Source organism: Tistrella mobilis (assembly GCF_041468085.1).
GTDB classification, from domain to species: domain Bacteria; phylum Pseudomonadota; class Alphaproteobacteria; order Tistrellales; family Tistrellaceae; genus Tistrella; species Tistrella mobilis_A.
Genome location: NZ_CP121017.1, coordinates 2,723,901 through 2,739,650, shown reverse-complemented (window position 1 = coordinate 2,739,650; position 15,750 = coordinate 2,723,901). Strand labels below are relative to the sequence as shown.

Here is a 15,750-nt window from a genome sequence, read left to right as displayed (position 1 = left end):
TAATCTGTCAGGGATGCAGTGGCGGCGACCGGCGGGGCGGCCTCAGAATTTCGCTCGATGGTAGATAAATTTTGATAGAATGTACAACGACATCCGCACGCATCAGGTGATGGCGGCCGCAGGCGACCCGGCCACCAGGCCTGCCGCGGTTTCCAGCCGATCGGCTTCGGCTGCTGGCTTGTCCCAGCGGATCCGGGCGATGCGGGGGAAACGCAGGGCCAGGCCGGATTTGTGCCGCGGGCTGCGCTGGACGGAATCGAAGGCCACCTCCAGCACCAGGCCGGGGGCGACGGCGCGGACCGGGCCGAAGCGCTCGGTGGTGTTGCGCCGGATCCAGCGGTCCAGCGCGACCAGCTCCTGATCGGTGAAGCCGGAATAGGCCTTGCCGACCGGCACCAGTGTTTCATCGTCGCGCCAGACGCCGAACGTGTAGTCGCTGAAATAGGACGAGCGCCGGCCATGGCCGCGCTGCGCATACATCAGCACGACGTCCAGGGTCAGGGGCGCGCGCTTCCACTTGAACCACGGCCCCCTGGGGCGGCCGGCGAGATAGGGGGTGTCGCGGCGCTTCAGCATGACGCCTTCGATGGTGGCGGCGGGCGGGTCGGCGCGCAGCCGGTCCAGCTCCGCCCAGCTTGAGAAGGCGACCAGGGGCGAGAGATCGAAACGGGGTGAGGGATGGGCGGCGACCAGGGCTTCGAGGGCGGCGCGCCGTTCGGTGAAGGGATGCGGGCGCAGGTCCACGCCACCTTTGGCGAGCAGGTCGTAGAGCCTGAGATGGGCGGGCAGGGATTTCAGCATCGTTGCGCCGACGGTGCGGCGGTTGATGCGCTTCTGAAGCTCGGCAAAGGGTGCGGGCTGGCCGTCCGGCCCCATCACCACCAGTTCGCCATCGACCGCCGCTTCGCCGAAGGGCCAGGCGTCGAGCAGGTCGGGAAAGCCGCGGCCGATCTCGTCGCCCGATCGGGCATAGAGCCGGATCTCGCCGCCGGCCGCCACCATCTGGGCGCGGATGCCGTCCCATTTCCATTCGGCGCTGAAATCGGATGGGTCGAGCGGCGCCAGATCTGCCAGCTCGGCAGGCGTGGCCAGCATGAAGGGGCGGAAATGCGGCAGGCCGCGCGGGTCGGGCCGGGGGCCGGTGCCAGTGGCCCAGGCGAAGAGCGCCTCGTAGGGAGGTTCCAGCCCGTGCCAGACCTCTTCCACCGCTTCGGAATCGAGCTTCGCCCAGGCGGCGAAGGCCGCTTTGGCGAGACCGGCGGAAACCCCCACTCGCAGCCCGCCGGTGGCGAGTTTGAGCAGCGCCCAGCGCCCGGTGGTGTCGAGCCCGTCGAGCCAGCCGGCAAGCGACCGCATGGCCGTCGCGGCCGAGGGGGCGGCGGCGAGGGTTTCGGCGACGTCCGACAGCCGCACACCCGGATCGTTGCGGCCGGGGGCCGTGGCCGCGGGTTCGGGCCACATCAGTGCCGCGGTTTCGGCCAGATCGCCGACATAGTCATAGGACAGCGCGAACAGCACCGGATCGGTGCGACTGCCGATCAGCTCGCGGATGGCCGAGGGGCGGGCGGCGCGCAGGTCGAGTGTCCCGGCCAGTGCCGCCAGGGCCCAGCCACGATCGGGGTCGGGGGTGTGGGCAAAATAGTCGCCGATCAGGCGCAGCTTGGTGGTGCGCGAGGGCGTCAGGATCAGGCGGTCGAGCAGGTCGGCGAAGCGGCGCATCGGCTCAACCCTCCGTTCCGCCGGCGCCGGTCGGGGCGTCGTCGTCCTCGTCGCCATAACCCGCGAGGCGCAGCGGCCGGGCATGGAGCCCCATTCCGGCCGCCGCATGGGCCAGGGCATCCTCGCGGCCATGGGTGATCCAGGTCTCTTCGGGGCGGAGATCGGTCAGCGTCTGCAGCAATTCGTTCCAGTCGGCATGATCCGAGATCACCAGTGGCAGTTCCGCACCGCGCTGCTTCGCCCGCTGGCGTACCCCCATCCAGCCCGAGGCGACCGCGACCAGCGGATCGGGCAGCCGCCGGGCCCAGCGATCGGCCACGGCGCCGGGCGGTGCCAGAACCAGTTCCCCGGCCAGATCGGCGCGCGCGCGCCCCGCCACCGGCAGCAGCGGGCCAAGCGGAACGCCGAGGCTTTCATAGAGGGTCGACAGCGGCGCCAGCGCGCCGTGGATGTAGATCGGCCGGTCATAGCCGGCATCGCGGATCATCCGGATCACCCGCTGGCATTTGCCGAGGGCGTAGACGCCCACCAGATGCGCCCGGTCGGGGAAGACTTCCAGCCCATGGAGCAGTTTCGCGATTTCACCGTCCGCCGGCGGGTGGCGGAAGACCGGCAGGGCAAAGGTCGCCTCGGTTACGAACAGATGGCAGGGCACGGGCTCGAAAGCCGGGCAGGTGGGATCCGCCCGGCGCTTGTAGTCGCCCGAGACGACGGCGGTCCGGCCCCGATGGGTGATGACGATCTGGGCCGATCCCAGCACATGGCCGGCGGGTGCCAGCATGACCGAGACATCGCCCACCGTCAGCCGCTCACCATAGCGGACCGGCTGGCCCCGGACCTGATCCGGGCCGAAGCGTGCCGCCATGATCGCCAGCGTTTCGGGCGTTGCCAGCACCGCAGCATGGCCCGGGCGGGCATGATCGGCATGGCCGTGGGTGACGATCGCGCGCGGCTTCGCACGGGTGGGATCGATCCAGAAATCGCCCGGCGGGCAGTAGAGACCCTCCGGACAGGGGACCAGCCAGTCGATACCCGCCCCGCGCGGGGCGGGCGGGGCCGGATCGGCGGGCGGCAGGCGGATATCGTCCGGCATGGGGGATCCCGGCTGGGGGAGAGGCGTGGTTGGCGGGAGAGGAGTGGCGTACCCGGTTTGTGCTCCTGCCAAGATTGGGTGGCCGGGGGCCCAAGTCCACCCCGGCGACATCATGCCGGGCTCGCCTTCTGGGTGGCCTGCACCATACTATCCGGCCATGAGCGTGCATGAACCCCGTCTGCCGGTACTGGTGCCGGATGCCGACCTGCCCCCGCCCGCGCCGCTGCCTGCGCCGGTGGCGGGCTGGTTCGGCGCGCGCGGCTGGACCCCGCATCCCCATCAGCTGCGCATGCTGGCGGCCGCGGAAGCGGGGTTGCCGGTGCTGTTGATCGCACCCACGGGGGCGGGCAAGACGCTGGGCGGCTTTCTGCCCGCGCTTGTCCGGGCGGCGGCGGGGGAGGTGGCCGGCCGGCTGGATACCATCTACGTCTCGCCGCTGAAGGCGCTGGCGGCCGACATCGCCCGCAATCTGGAACAACCGATCGCCGAAATGGGCCTGGGGCTGCAGGTGGGCGTGCGCACCGGCGATACCGATCAGCGAACCCGCGAACGCCAGCGCCGCACCCCGCCCGAACTGCTGCTGACGACGCCCGAATCGCTGGCGCTGATGCTGTCCTATGCCGATGCGCCCAGGATCTTTGGCCGGCTGGCGACGGTGATCGTCGACGAGGTTCATGCCATTGCCGGCACCAAGCGCGGCGATCTGCTGGCGCTGGGGCTCGCCCGGCTGAAGTCGCTGTCGCCGGGGCTGCGTGTGGTGGGGTTGTCGGCGACGGTGGCGGATGAAGCGGCGGTCCGGTGCTGGGTCGACCCCCGGGCGGTGATCGTGCGCGGGCGTGAAGCGGCGCAGGCGGAGGTATCGCTGCTGATCCCCGAAGGCGAGCGGGTGCCCTGGGCCGGGCATCTGGCCCGCCACGCCATGGCCGGGGTCTATCAGGCGATCCGCGACCACGGCACCACGCTGGTCTTCGTGAACACCCGTGCCCAGGCCGAGCTGGTCTTTCAGGAACTCTGGCATCTGAACGAGGACGGGCTTGCGATCGCGCTGCATCATGGCAGCCTGGCGGCGGAGCAGCGGCGCAAGGTCGAGACGGCGATGGCCGAGGGGCGGCTGCGGGCGGTGGTCGCCACATCCTCGCTCGACCTCGGCATCGACTGGGCGGCGGTGGATCTGGTGATGCAGATCGGTGCGCCCAAGGGCGTGTCGCGGCTGGTGCAGCGCATCGGCCGGGCCAATCACCGGCTGGATCTGGCATCGAAGGCGATCCTGGTGCCGGCCAACCGGTTCGAGGTGCTGGAGTGTCGCGCCGCCCTGGAAGCCGTGGCCGAGGGCGAGCTGGATGGCGAGCCGCCACGGCCGGGCGCGCTCGACGTGCTGGCGCAGCATGTCCTGGGCACGGCCTGCATGGCCCCTTTCGATGCCGATGCGCTGTATGCCGAGGTGACCGGTAGCGCGTCCTATGCTTCGCTCGACCGCCCGACCTTCGATGCGGTGGTCGATTTCGTCGCCACCGGCGGCTATGCGCTCAGGGCCTATGACCGCTTCCGGCGAATCGAGCAGGACGAGGCCGGGCGCTGGCGGGTGGCGGGGCCGGTGGCGGCCCGGCAGTACCGGATGAATGTCGGCACCATCGTCGAGATGCCGATGCTGAACGTGCGGCTGACCAGATCCGGTGGTCGCGGCATGGGCGGACGGATGCTGGGGCGGATCGAGGAATGGTTCGTCCAGGGGCTGGTGCCGGGCGACAGCTTCGTCTTTGCCGGCGAACTGCTGGTCTACGAGGCGCTGCGGGAGACCGACGTTCTGGTCAGTCGCGGCCGGGGCGGCGACCCGAAGATCCCGTCCTATGGCGGCGGCCGCTTCCCGATCTCGGCCTCTCTCGCCCGACGGGTGCGGGCGATGCTGTCTGATCCGGCCCATCGCGAGGTGCTGCCGCCGGCGGTTGCCGAATGGCTGGCGATGCAGGATCTGAGGTCCGAGCTGCCCGGCCCTGACGGGCTGCTGGTCGAGACCTTTCCCCGCGCCGGCCGCTGGTTCCTGATCGCCTATGGCTTTGCCGGGCGCAACGCGCATCAGACGCTGGGCATGCTGCTGACCCGGCGGATGGAGCGGATGGGCTTCCGGCCGATGGGCTTCGTTGCCAATGATTATGCCATCGCGATCTGGAGCCTGGACGAGCCGGAGCAAATCGAGGCGCTGTTCGGCCAGGACATGATGGGCGAAGATCTGGAAGCCTGGATGGCGGAGTCGAGCATGCTGCGGCGCACCTTCCGCAATGTCGCGGTGATCTCGGGCCTGATCGAGCAGCGCCATCCGGGGCGCGAGAAGACCGGCCGGCAGGTGACGTTCAGTTCCGACCTGATCTATGACGTGCTGCGCCGCCATCAGCCCGATCATGTGCTGCTGAAGGCCACCTGGGCGGATGCGGCCGGCGGGCTGACGGATCTCGGCCGGCTGAACGATATGCTGGTGGCGGTGCAGGGGCGCATCCTGCATCGGGCCCTGCCCAAGGTTTCGCCGCTGGCGGTGCCGTTGCTGCTGGAGGTGGGGCGCGAAAGCGTGCCCGGCCAGGCCGATGACGACCTGCTGGGCGAAGCCGCCGCCCTGATCAAAGACGCCACCCATGGATGACCGCCCGTGACGATGCTTTCAGCCCCCCACCGCACCGCCCTGCCGATCGGGTTTGGCGGCGAATCCTTTCTGGCCGATCCGTCGGGTGCGCTGATCTGGCCACGGCGGGGGACGTTGCTGGTGGCGGATCTGCATTTCGAGAAGGGATCGGCCTATGCCCGCAAGGGCCAGCTGCTGCCGCCCTATGACAGCCTGGAGACCCTGATCCGGCTGGAAGAGGTGGCGGCGGCCCACAGGGTCCGGCGGATCCTCTGCCTGGGCGACAGCTTTCACGATCAGGGCGGTCCGGCACGGCTGGACCCGGAGGATCGGCGACGGCTGGAGCGGCTGGTGGCGGCGCATGACTGGGTCTGGATCACCGGCAATCACGACCATGGCGCGGCGGCGGGCCTGGGCGGCATGGTGGTCGACGAGTTGCTGGAGGCGGGGGTGGCGCTGCGCCATGAAGCCGCGACAACCGCCGCACCGGGGGAGCGGCTGGAGATCAGCGGCCATTTCCATCCGAAGGCGGTTCTGCGCGTGCGCGGCCGGCGGCTGTCGCGGCGCTGCTTCGCCGGCGGGCGGGCACCCTGCGGCCGCAACCGGCTGGTCCTGCCGGCCTTCGGGGCCTATACCGGTGGGCTGAATGCGCTGGACCCGGCCGTCGCGCGGCTTTTTGCCGGCGGGTTCGATGTCTGGGCGCTGGGCGAGAGCACGGTGCATCGCCTGCCGTCGGCGCGGCTCGATCCGGATCAGCCGCGGGTGGGCGGGCACCGGCCGTCATCGGGCCGGGCGGCGCAGGGCGCCGTATCGGGCATCACCATCGGCGCGGACGAAGCCTGACCCGCAGGAAGGCCCAGATCAGCGGTGCCGGAAAGGGGCGGGCGCGATGGGCGGCCGCCCCCGGGCCGTTGCGCAGGGCGATACCGGCCGAGAGCGTCCAGCGTCCGCGCACCGTGCTCCAGCTGATCGAGACCAGCGCCCGCGATGGTCCGCCGCCCTGCACGGGTGCCGGCACGAGACGCAGCCGGGCGGCCCGGCGTCCTGGCAGCACCTGATGGATCGTGGCGGGCGGCAGGGCCATGGGGCAGCGGTTCCGTACCAGATGGGGTGGACTCCAGGACGGCTCCGGTGGCCGGGCGATCCGGAAAAGCCCGGGTGGAAACCGCAGCACCGGTGACGGTGATACGGCTTCCACCCGAAAGTTTTGGATCGGTCAGCACTGGCTTGGTCCGTGGAGTGCGGGGGCCGCATCCGTCCGCGCTTCCGGCATGGCCCCCGCCACCGGAACGGGCTTCACCCCGGACGGATGTTCTGGCTGTTCCCGGCGGTCGCGAAAATTGGCGATCCCCTGGGAACCAATTCGGTCAGTTGGCGGTTCGGGGCTGGTCCTCACCCTCACCATCGAAGAGGTCGCCAATGGCGGAGAGAAGTCGTTCCCCCAGCCCCGGCTCAGCTGCGGCTGTCGCCGGCCGCGGCGTTGCCGGCCCCTGCGGGGCTGCGGCCTGCGGAACCGTCGCCTCACGGACAGGCGTGGTCGCGGTGGCCGGGGGCGCGTCGCCCGCGGTCGACGTCATGGCCGGGCCTGCCGCAGCTCCCGCCGGATCCGGCCGGTCCAGCTCGTGGCGGGCACGAAGTTCCCCGACCAGGCGCATCAGGGCGGGATCATGTTGCGCCATCGAGTCATCGGTCACGATATCCGCCTTGCGCGGCGCTTCCAGTGCGGCGGCGGCCGCCGGGCGAATCAAAGTCGACGATGCCCCCGTGGTCGCGCTCTGCCAGGACGGCGTGGCAACGAAGGCGAGAAGAGCGGCGGCTGACACGGCCGGCAACACTGTGTAGCGAAGAGTCGCCATGTGAAGTCTCCTGAGCGGAAACCGGATGCGGGTCCGGTTCCGACCGCGACGACCTTGGGTGCGGTCGCGGCTTGACCGACACTATGTGAAATCCCGTGTGGCGCCGCACGCGGCAAACTTGTGGCAAACGGTCGCTGATTTACGTCACGGACCGCTGCCGTGACATGTTGTATCGTGACGCCGAGTATTCGGACGCGGCGTTTCAATATATGAGCATGGCGCATTTTGGGACGGATGCCCCGATTGCATTGCATGCGCTGCAAAGCAAATGCGCGGTAGCCCGCAACCTTGACTGTTCCATCCTCGGGCACTTCGGCTAGAATACAACCCGCGTCGACGCTGCAAGTTGCAATGTCAGCGTTCGACCGACGACCAGGACGATAAATAAGAGAACCAGAAAATTGGAGCCGGTCGGGCGAGACCAGGTTCCTGGATCGAGAGGCTGAGGTGACGGCATCCTCCGTCGAGCGCCGGGCACGGCGCCGCGCAGCAGTCGCGGCAGTGTTTGCGGCCGCTCTTACGTTGTCCGCATGCGCGGCGCCAAGATCCGCGCCGATCGCGTCAACGGCTATGACGGCGCAGCCGGGTCCCGCGCACGATCCGCGGCTGATGGCAGCTGCCGGCATGTATAACGGCGTCCTGTTGACCCCGCAGGAAAAGCCGGCCCCGCCGCCTCCGAAGCCGGACAGCACGCCGGCGGCCCAGGCACAGCCCGTCTCCGGCAGCCGGGAGACTGCCGGCGAAAGCCAGCAGGCCCTTTTGACCCCGGTTGTGCCCGATGTCGGACCGGACGATTTGCGGGGCCTGCCGCCCGAGCGCGTGCGTGCCCTGCTGGGCGGACCGGTGTCGGTGGCCGAAGAACCGCCTGCGACCGTCTGGCAATACCGCACCGGATCTTGTGCAGCCGATCTGTTTTTCTATCTGGACATCACGTCACAGGAATTGCGGGTGGTGACGCTCGCGGTCCGTGGGGCCGAGGATACCGAGAAGGCGCGCAAGGCCTGTCTCGCCGACATCAGAGCAAGGAACCGGAATGGCGGACGAAGCTGAACACGGCATGGCGGGAACCACCCGCGCGGATCATCTGCATGTCGCGATCGTTGACGATGACGACCTCTTCCGGGAGTCGATTGCCCAGAATCTCGTCGATGCGGGCTTCGCCGTCGCCGATTTTCCAAGCGGTCCCGGCTTCCTGTCCTACCTCGCCGAAGGCGAGGCGCCGGGGCTGATCCTGCTCGACTGGAAGATGCCCGAGATGAACGGCATCGAGGTGCTGCGCCGCCTGCGTGCCGATGGCTGCGAAATCCCTGTGATCTTCCTGACCGTGCTCTCGGATCAGATCTACGAGGAAGCGGCCCTGACCAGCGGTGCGGTGGACTTCGTCGAGAAGTCGCGCAGCTTTTCGATCCTGCGCCGGCGCATCGAACTGATCCTGGGCGGGCAGAAGCGCCGGGCCGAAGCCGCAGCCCAGGGCCAGACCGGTGAGACGGCCGGCACTCAGGCCGATGCCGGTGCCGCATCCGACGTGCTCCGCAATGGCGAGATCGAACTCAGGGTCGAGACCCACCGGGCCTATTGGCGGGGCCAGGAGGTTCCGCTCACCGTGACGGAATTCCGCATGGTGCTGCATATGGTGGAACGCGCCGGGCTCGACGTCCGCTATCGCGACCTTTACGACCTGGTCCATGGCGCCGGGTTCATGGCCGGCGACGGGTCGGAAGGTTATCGGTCCAACGTCCGCACCTTCATTAAGCGCATCCGACAGAAATTCCGTGATCTGGACCCTGATTTCGGCCAGATCGAGAATTATCCGGGCTTCGGATACCGCTGGCTCGACGCCGAACAGCCGCGGTCGAACGACGCGACCGCGACGGAAGACTGAGAGGCGGCGGCAGGATGACGCTGCTGCGTGCGCTGAGACGAACGGTCGACAGTTTCGCCGTCAAGCTCGGCATTCTTCTGGTCGTGTTCTTCAGCGTCCCGATGATCCTCTACGATCAGTTCGAAGAGGCGGATCGTCAGCAGCGGACCCTGCTTCTCGACAGTGTCCAGCGCCAGGGCAATCTGGTTGCCCAGGCGCTGGTCCCTCTGCTGTCTGAATTCGATGCGGCGGCCGTTCCCAGGGTGCGCCAGACGATCGAGCGCATGGCGCAGCCCGACGTCTCGATCAAGCTGATGCTGCGCCCGTCGAACGAGGCGAATCGCAATTCGTTCTTCTACATCGCCTCGGTGCCCGCGGTGCCGGTGGATTACCTACAGGAAGAACGCGCCGAGCTGATCGAGACCGGAGTGCTGGACCGGCTGGCCGATACCTGCGGCGGCGGCCGGCCGCTGGCGGTGGAATACACCAATCCCAAGGGGCAGGTGGAGGTGCTGACTTCGCTGACCCCGATCGATGCCCCCATGGGCTGCTGGGTGGTGATCACCGCCCATGCGACGGATGGGATCGTGGGGCAGAGCCTGGCCCGGCCCTATTGGCAGATGCCGGAGGTGCGCTTCGCCGGCGCGGTCTATCTGACCCTGGCCCTGGTCGTGCTCTGGCTGTTCACGAGCGTCTGGCGCAACATCCGCGGTTTCGCCGGCGTTGCCCGTCGCATCCGCAAGGATCCGGGCACGCAGCGTTCCTTCTCGGAAATGAACCGGGTGCCGGAGCTGAACGATGTGGCGCGGTCTTTCGATGACATGGTCCGCGACCTGCGCGGCACGGCGGAAACCATGCGCCGCACGGCCGAAGAGAACGCCCACGCCTTCAAGACCCCGATCGCCGTCATCTCCCAGAGCATCGAGCCGCTGAAGCGCTCGATCCCGGCGGATGATCTGCGCGGCCGCCGTTCGCTCGATCTGATCGAACGTTCGGTACAACGGCTCGACGTGCTGGTCAATGCCGCGCGCCGGATCGAGGAGACCGTGGCCGACCTGCTCAACCCGCCGCGTACGCCGCTCAATCTCTCCGCCCTGCTGGAAGACATCGTCGACGAATATCAGGAGAACGCCCGCACCACCGGCGATCGCCGCGTCGTCGGCCGGATCGACCGCAACATCCCGGTCAGGGTGGGGGCCGACATGATCGAGACGGTCATGCAGAACCTGCTCGACAATGCCCTGAGTTTCACCAGGCCCGGCACCGAGGTCACGGTGACGGCGACCGTCGCCGACGGCCGGGTGCGGGTGCTGGTCGATGATCAGGGCCCGGGCGTGCCGCCGGGGGATCTGGAGCGGATCTTCGAACGCTATGTCTCGATACGCGACGACAGCCAGCGCATGCCGGGTGCAGGGAATTTCGGTATCGGATTGTGGATCGTCCGGCGCAATATCGAGGCCGCCGGCGGGTTGATCCGGGCAGAGAACCGTAAGGAAGGCGGTCTCCGGATGGCTGTGGAGCTGCCGTTGGCCCGGTGATCTGTGCTCTTCAGGTGATCGGTCAGGGGCGTTTTCGCTCGACCTTCGGGCTGTCATGCTGCAGCTTGATGACACCCCCTTATTCAGGGGGGCGCGACACCTGAGACTGGCATGAGTGATGCACCGTTCCCCCCGATGGTCGATTACCCTTTCTCTCGTCATCTCTATGATGCTGCCGATGGCGCTGAATGCCCGTCCGGCCCGGGCCGACAACGCCCACACCGGCATGTGCGCAGCCTCAGCCGTGGTGGAACCCGCCGCGACGGGCATTTTCGGAGATAACCTGGACAGTCATCTCTCCGAGCAGGATCGGCGCTGCCTGACCGTGGTTCTGAACGAGGCGGCGCCGGCGCAGACGGCAAAATGGACCCTGACCGACGGCACACTGATGCTGGTCACGCCGGGCCGGGAGCGCGGTACAAGGGGGCTGCGCTTCTGCCGCGACCTGCGCGCCAGCGTGCTGGAGGGGACGAAGACCGACACGGCTTATGTCACGGCATGCCGGGTGGGGGCAGGTCCCTGGGGGCCCGTGAGCTGATCCCCCCTGGCCAGGGGAGGTTAAACAGACCACCATGCTTTCCTCTGGACCCGGTCGGGCGCCTCGGCTATCCATCTGAGCATGATGCGATACAGATACAGCCGTCCGATCGCGATCCGGTGCCGTGTTCGCCTGCTGGCCTGCGCGCTTTGCGTGGCTGTGCCGATGGGGCTGGCCGGGGGCCGGAGTGCCGTCGCTTCCGAGCTGATCCGCCACCTGCCGCCCCGCACGCCCCTGGTCACCATGCCTTGGGCGGCGGATGAGGGTGGCCTGGATGTTGCTGTGTTGAGCACGCCCCGGCCTGTCGTGGCACCGCTTGCGACTGCCCGGTCCCAGCGGAGCGCGCTTCCGCCGATCCGGCTGCCGGGCGATATCGACGCCGCTATGGGCGACGAACGCAAATCGCGCTTTCTCGGCACGGTGCTGCCGGCCATCGTGGCGGTCAACAATGCCGTGCTGGGTGAACGGGCCCGGCTTCAGGGCATTCTTCGCGACATGCGCATGGGGATTGCCCCAAGCCCGCGCGATCAGGCCTGGCTTGCCCAGATCGCGCGCTTCTATCGCGGCAAAGCGACGGATCTTGAGGATCTGCTCACCCGCGTCGACGCCATTCCGACCTCTCTGGCGCTGGGGCAGGCGGCCCTTGAATCCGGCTGGGGCACATCCCGATCGGCGCGGGAAGGCAATGCGCTGTTCGGCGTGATGACCTGGGACGACGCGCTTTTCGTGGTCAAGCCCTACGAGACGATCGTCGAATCGGTCATCGATTATGTCCGCACCCTGAACAGCCATCCGGCCTATGCCGAGTTCCGGGCCGAGCGTCAGATGATGCGCCGCATGAACGAACAGCTGGATGGCGGTCTGCTGCTGCGCCACCTGACCCGGTATTCTGAACTGGGCGGTGACTACATCGAACGGGTCACGGTGGTCATCCGGCAGAACGGCTTCGCCGATTACGACCGCATGGATCTGCTGGCCCCCTGGGTTCCGCACGGCTGACCTGCGCGAGGCATCGCCCCATGACGGGTTCCGACCTTCCTCCGCCGGTTGAGCATCACGTCCAGTCCACCGTGCGGGGGCCGGGCGAGGGCGGTGTGGTCGTCGGGCTTGCCGCCGCCATCGTTGCAGTCACCGACGGCGATCCGCGCATCCTGGTGGTGCATGGCGACGAAGGTGACGCCCTGCCGGCCGGCCCGTTCCGGCCCGAGGCACACCGGACGCTGGAGATCGGGCTTCGCGCCTGGGTGACGGCGCAGACCCGGCTGCCGTTGGGCTATGTGGAACAGCTGTACACCTTTGCCGATCGCGGCCGCGACCCGCGGGAATGGCAGGGAGGGCCGCGGATCGTCTCGATCGGTTATCTGGCCCTGGTCCGCGAGGCGGTGCCGCCGGCCGGTATCGAGGCGGGCTGGCGATCCTGGTACGACCTGTTTCCCTGGGAAGACCGCAGGGCCGGCGTGCCGCCCGTGGTGCGGGATTTCATCCGTCCGAAGCTGGAGGCCTGGGTGGCTGCGGCGGCATCCGCCGAACGCATACGGCGCCGGGCGCGGGTCGACCTTGCCTTCGGCCCTGGCGATGGGGCTGCCGAGGCGGTCGACTGGCATGACGAGATGGTGCTGGAGCGCTATGAACTGCTCTATGAAGCGGGCCTGGTTGCCGAGGCGGTGCGCGATCGCAGCTTCGGGGTTGCCGCAGCGCCGGGTGGCGGCAGTGACGGTGGGGGCCCGGCGATGGGGCGGGCCATGGCCTTCGACCATCGCCGTATCCTGGCCACCGCGATCGGGCGCATCCGCGGCAAGCTTGCCTACAGGCCGCTGGTTTTCGAGCTGATGCCGCCCGCTTTCACTCTGACCGGCTTGCAGACGGCGGTGGAAGCCCTGGCCGGCCGTGGCCTGCACAAGCAGAATTTCCGCCGGCTGGTGCTGCAGGCGGGGCTGGTGGAGCCGACCGGCCGGATGACCAACGAGACCGGTGGCCGCCCGGCCGAACTGCATGCCTTCCGCGAGGATGTGATGCGCGAGCGCGGCGGGGCCGGGCTGCGCCTGCCTGGCCGCCGCTGAGGCCCGCCGTCGCGACGCCCCCACGCCCCGCAATGCCGCGATCTCAGAAGCCGATGCGCAGACGCAGCCGACCGGTATGTTCGGTCCGGTACTTGTCGCCGGCGAGCGTTGCATAGTCGGCGGTCAGCGCGACATCGTTGCCGATCAGCGCGGTGACGCCGAATTCCAGCCGAGCATAGTCCGGGTCCACCTTGTCGATCGGGGCGGTGCCGCTCGACAGGGTGACGGCATCGGCGCCGTCTTCGTATTCATGCTCCCAGGCCATGCGGCCCGAGAAGATCAGTGCGCCCCAATCCATCGACCGCATCACAGAGGCATGCATGCCGAGCTGTGACGTCACCGATTTTGCGGTCTGGTCTTCGAACGAAACGCCGCCCGTGCCCTGTTCGGTGAAGCCGTCGATATCGGCCTTCAGATACTGGCCCTGAACGAAAGGCCCGAACACCCAGCGGGTGGGGGAAAAGCGGCTGATGCGGGGCCGGAAGTCATAGCCGACCCGCAGCGTGCCGCCCCATTCCCGGCCATCCGGCGTGGCGGTGACGTCGCCGGTGCCGGTGTCGCGGCGATAGTCGTAGTCCAGCCAGCTATGGGCGAGGGTCAGATCGGCATAGGCCGATTTCGCGAAGGTCGCCGAGCCGTAGAGCATGGCGGTATAGCCGCGGGTATCGATCCGGGTCCGGGTGTTGTCGATATCGCCGCCGTAATCGCCGTAACCGAAGCCGGCGCCGAAGAGCAGGCTGTCGAAGCCGCTTTCGTCGCGCAGCACCTCGTAGTCGACACCGCCGACGAGGTTGATGGCGTCATAGTCCACCGTCACGCCGCTGGCCCGGGTGCCATCGATCTCACCCACGGAGTATGAGGCGGCGACATAGGCGCGCAGACCTTCGACACCGCCCATGTCGCGCGCCTGGGCCGTGTTGCCGGCGGGCGCTGCGGCGGCATTCTGGGCCAGCTGGGCCAGTTGGATGCCGCCATCCTCTTCAGCCGAGACCAGCTGGGCGAGCGGGGCGGCGAGGGCGGTGATCATGCCCGAACGCCCGCCCCAGAACACTTCGGTGCCTTCACCGCCATGCGAAAGGCCGGTCAGACGCTGCGAGACCAGGCGCATATGTTCGCGCGCCATGGCGAAGGCCATCTGCCGGAAGGCATTGGCATAGGGGATGGTCAACCCGCCGCCGCCACCGCCGCCGCCGCCGATCGGCGTGCCGCCGACGCCCGCGAATGCGAAGATAAAGGTATTGGGCGTGCCGGCCTCGGCATCGCTTCGGGGGCCGTCGGAGGGCTTGCCGAGCGAGTAGATCTCGGCGCCGACCGCCTTAAGGGCGGCAAGCGCCTGGGCCTCGTCGCCGGCCGCCCCGTAATAGATGGTGAAGGTGACTTCTTCCCCGACCGGCAGCTTGCCGAAATCGAAGTCGAACACGGCGCCGTGATCCGACGGCCCGCCATTGGTGAAATTACCGTCGACCGTCGTGCCGGCAGTCGCAATCGCACCTTGCGGCGTGTTGGGGTTGCCGTCGGCAAAGCCGTTATTGCTGACGGCGATCAGCTTCGATGCCGGCCAGCCCTGAATGGTGACCACCTCGGAGAACTGGGTGGGCGGAATATCCCAGTCCATCGCACGGCGATAGATCAGCTTCGCGACCTCGCCGGTTGCCGTCGCCGAGACGTTCTTCACCGTAACGTCGACCTGATACAGGTTCTTCACGCCGTCGATCGGCTTGAAGTCGTGGGTTACCTGCAGCACGCGGCCATCGGCGCCCGGCTCCACCACATTCACCACCGATCGGGCGGCGCTGCCGGCGGAGGTCGCATGCGTGCCGGTGCCGCTGATGGTGAGATCGATGCTGGTCGCGTCGATGTTGACGGTGCCGAAGCTTTCGCCCGCCTTGCCGAACAGGGTGGTGCCGAAATCGGCGATACCCCAGCCTTCGCAGGCGCAGCCGGGACCCAGTGCTTCGCCGAAGCTGCCGCCGGTGTTCTTCTCGGGAAGATAGGTCAGGCCGATAGGCACGGGGGCAGAACGCGGAACGACCAGATTGCCTTCAGGGTTGATGCCGAGCTGTACCGTGCCGTTGTCGATGATCGCCTGGGCGACGGCGCTGGTGGAGGCCACGGTGGACGAAAGCGCAACCGCCAGCGCGGCGACCGAGGCCGTGCCCCGGAACCGGAGAGAAATCTGCATGGCCTCTAGCCCCTGATCGTGTTGCGTCCTGATGCACCGGCCCGGCGATGACGGGCCGTCTTTATGGGCGATGGTTAATCCATCGTTGACGCGACGATGGCATTGCGGCCGGCCCCCCTACAACCATCCGAACGGGGGGCGCCTGAACATGGGGGCCCGGACGGGGGGACCTGAACGGAGGGACCTGAACAGGGGGTGGCACATCCCGGTGTTCCGGCCGTCCTGTCCGCGATCCGGCAGGCCGCTTCCCGCCATCCGCGGCCCGTCGGGCTTGCGGCCGAGGGGCGCTGCG

13 protein-coding genes are annotated in these 15,750 nt (G+C 68.4%); 8 read left to right on the top strand and 5 right to left on the bottom strand.

Features of this window, described 5'->3' with window-relative positions; genetic code table 11:
- Positions 1 to 102: 102 nt before the first annotated feature.
- Both P7L68_RS18185 and P7L68_RS18180 read right to left on the bottom strand, forming a co-directional pair.
- Entirely contained in the window at positions 103 to 1,719 is a 1,617-nt protein-coding gene (locus P7L68_RS18185; RefSeq protein WP_372000482.1) for a cisplatin damage response ATP-dependent DNA ligase, read from the bottom strand.
- A gap of 4 nt (positions 1,720 to 1,723) precedes the next feature.
- A complete protein-coding gene (locus P7L68_RS18180; RefSeq protein ID WP_372000480.1) occupies positions 1,724 to 2,812 on the bottom strand; it encodes a ligase-associated DNA damage response exonuclease in 1,089 nt (362 codons plus the stop codon).
- A 157-nt stretch (positions 2,813 to 2,969) separates the two neighbouring features.
- Here P7L68_RS18180 and P7L68_RS18175 point away from each other — a divergent pair, with 157 nt between their 5' ends.
- Together P7L68_RS18175 and pdeM are read left to right on the top strand one after the other, a co-directional pair.
- On the top strand, positions 2,970 to 5,444 hold the full coding sequence (locus tag P7L68_RS18175) for a ligase-associated DNA damage response DEXH box helicase (RefSeq protein ID WP_372000478.1): 2,475 nt from the start codon (positions 2,970 to 2,972) through the stop codon (positions 5,442 to 5,444).
- A gap of 12 nt (positions 5,445 to 5,456) precedes the next feature.
- Positions 5,457 to 6,266 carry a ligase-associated DNA damage response endonuclease PdeM gene (gene pdeM, locus P7L68_RS18170; RefSeq protein WP_372006874.1) on the top strand — a complete coding sequence of 270 codons (810 nt, stop codon included), beginning with the start codon at positions 5,457 to 5,459 and terminating at the stop codon, positions 6,264 to 6,266.
- On the opposite strand, the gene P7L68_RS18165 is transcribed toward pdeM, so the two are convergent.
- On the bottom strand, positions 6,241 to 6,507 hold the full coding sequence (locus P7L68_RS18165) for a hypothetical protein (protein WP_372000476.1): 267 nt from the start codon (positions 6,505 to 6,507) through the stop codon (positions 6,241 to 6,243). The two genes, pdeM and P7L68_RS18165, sit on opposite strands and share 26 nt — an antisense overlap.
- A gap of 283 nt (positions 6,508 to 6,790) precedes the next feature.
- A complete protein-coding gene (locus P7L68_RS18160) occupies positions 6,791 to 7,279 on the bottom strand; it encodes a hypothetical protein (protein WP_372000474.1) in 489 nt (162 codons plus the stop codon).
- Positions 7,280 to 7,888: 609 nt separating this feature from the next.
- Here P7L68_RS18160 and P7L68_RS18155 point away from each other — a divergent pair.
- The 6 genes from P7L68_RS18155 (at position 7,889) to P7L68_RS18130 (ending at position 13,276) form a co-directional block, all read left to right on the top strand.
- Complete coding sequence (locus P7L68_RS18155) at positions 7,889 to 8,329, top strand: hypothetical protein (RefSeq protein WP_372000473.1); 441 nt, start codon at positions 7,889 to 7,891, stop codon at positions 8,327 to 8,329.
- The gene (locus P7L68_RS18150) at positions 8,313 to 9,161 is read left to right on the top strand and encodes a response regulator transcription factor (RefSeq protein ID WP_372000472.1); all 849 of its coding nucleotides are present in this window, start codon (positions 8,313 to 8,315) and stop codon (positions 9,159 to 9,161) included. Before P7L68_RS18155 ends, P7L68_RS18150 begins: the two co-directional genes overlap by 17 nt.
- Before the next feature lie 14 nt (positions 9,162 to 9,175).
- Complete coding sequence (locus P7L68_RS18145) at positions 9,176 to 10,678, top strand: sensor histidine kinase (protein ID WP_372000470.1); 1,503 nt, start codon at positions 9,176 to 9,178, stop codon at positions 10,676 to 10,678.
- A 178-nt stretch (positions 10,679 to 10,856) separates the two neighbouring features.
- Complete coding sequence (locus P7L68_RS18140; protein WP_372000468.1) at positions 10,857 to 11,216, top strand: hypothetical protein; 360 nt, start codon at positions 10,857 to 10,859, stop codon at positions 11,214 to 11,216.
- A 285-nt stretch (positions 11,217 to 11,501) separates the two neighbouring features.
- Positions 11,502 to 12,215, top strand: a complete 714-nt coding sequence (locus P7L68_RS18135) for a glucosaminidase domain-containing protein (protein ID WP_372000465.1) — start codon at positions 11,502 to 11,504, stop codon at positions 12,213 to 12,215.
- Positions 12,216 to 12,235: 20 nt separating this feature from the next.
- The gene (locus tag P7L68_RS18130) at positions 12,236 to 13,276 is read left to right on the top strand and encodes a hypothetical protein (protein ID WP_372000464.1); all 1,041 of its coding nucleotides are present in this window, start codon (positions 12,236 to 12,238) and stop codon (positions 13,274 to 13,276) included.
- A 43-nt stretch (positions 13,277 to 13,319) separates the two neighbouring features.
- On the opposite strand, the gene P7L68_RS18125 is transcribed toward P7L68_RS18130, so the two are convergent.
- Entirely contained in the window at positions 13,320 to 15,458 is a 2,139-nt protein-coding gene (locus P7L68_RS18125) for an autotransporter outer membrane beta-barrel domain-containing protein (protein ID WP_372000462.1), read from the bottom strand.
- Between the last annotated feature and the right edge of the window lie 292 nt (positions 15,459 to 15,750).

Coding starts and splice junctions, on each gene's coding strand:
- P7L68_RS18145 (WP_372000470.1), top strand. CDS start 9,176: ATGACGCTGCTGCGTGCGCTGAGACGAACGGTCGACAGTTTCGCCGTC.
- P7L68_RS18155 (WP_372000473.1), top strand. CDS start 7,889: ATGGCAGCTGCCGGCATGTATAACGGCGTCCTGTTGACCCCGCAGGAA.
- P7L68_RS18180 (WP_372000480.1), bottom strand. CDS start 2,812: ATGCCGGACGATATCCGCCTGCCGCCCGCCGATCCGGCCCCGCCCGCC.
- P7L68_RS18125 (WP_372000462.1), bottom strand. CDS start 15,458: ATGCAGATTTCTCTCCGGTTCCGGGGCACGGCCTCGGTCGCCGCGCTG.
- P7L68_RS18185 (WP_372000482.1), bottom strand. CDS start 1,719: ATGCGCCGCTTCGCCGACCTGCTCGACCGCCTGATCCTGACGCCCTCG.
- P7L68_RS18130 (WP_372000464.1), top strand. CDS start 12,236: ATGACGGGTTCCGACCTTCCTCCGCCGGTTGAGCATCACGTCCAGTCC.
- P7L68_RS18175 (WP_372000478.1), top strand. CDS start 2,970: ATGAGCGTGCATGAACCCCGTCTGCCGGTACTGGTGCCGGATGCCGAC.
- pdeM (WP_372006874.1), top strand. CDS start 5,457: ATGCTTTCAGCCCCCCACCGCACCGCCCTGCCGATCGGGTTTGGCGGC.
- P7L68_RS18140 (WP_372000468.1), top strand. CDS start 10,857: ATGGCGCTGAATGCCCGTCCGGCCCGGGCCGACAACGCCCACACCGGC.
- P7L68_RS18150 (WP_372000472.1), top strand. CDS start 8,313: ATGGCGGACGAAGCTGAACACGGCATGGCGGGAACCACCCGCGCGGAT.
- P7L68_RS18165 (WP_372000476.1), bottom strand. CDS start 6,507: ATGGCCCTGCCGCCCGCCACGATCCATCAGGTGCTGCCAGGACGCCGG.
- P7L68_RS18160 (WP_372000474.1), bottom strand. CDS start 7,279: ATGGCGACTCTTCGCTACACAGTGTTGCCGGCCGTGTCAGCCGCCGCT.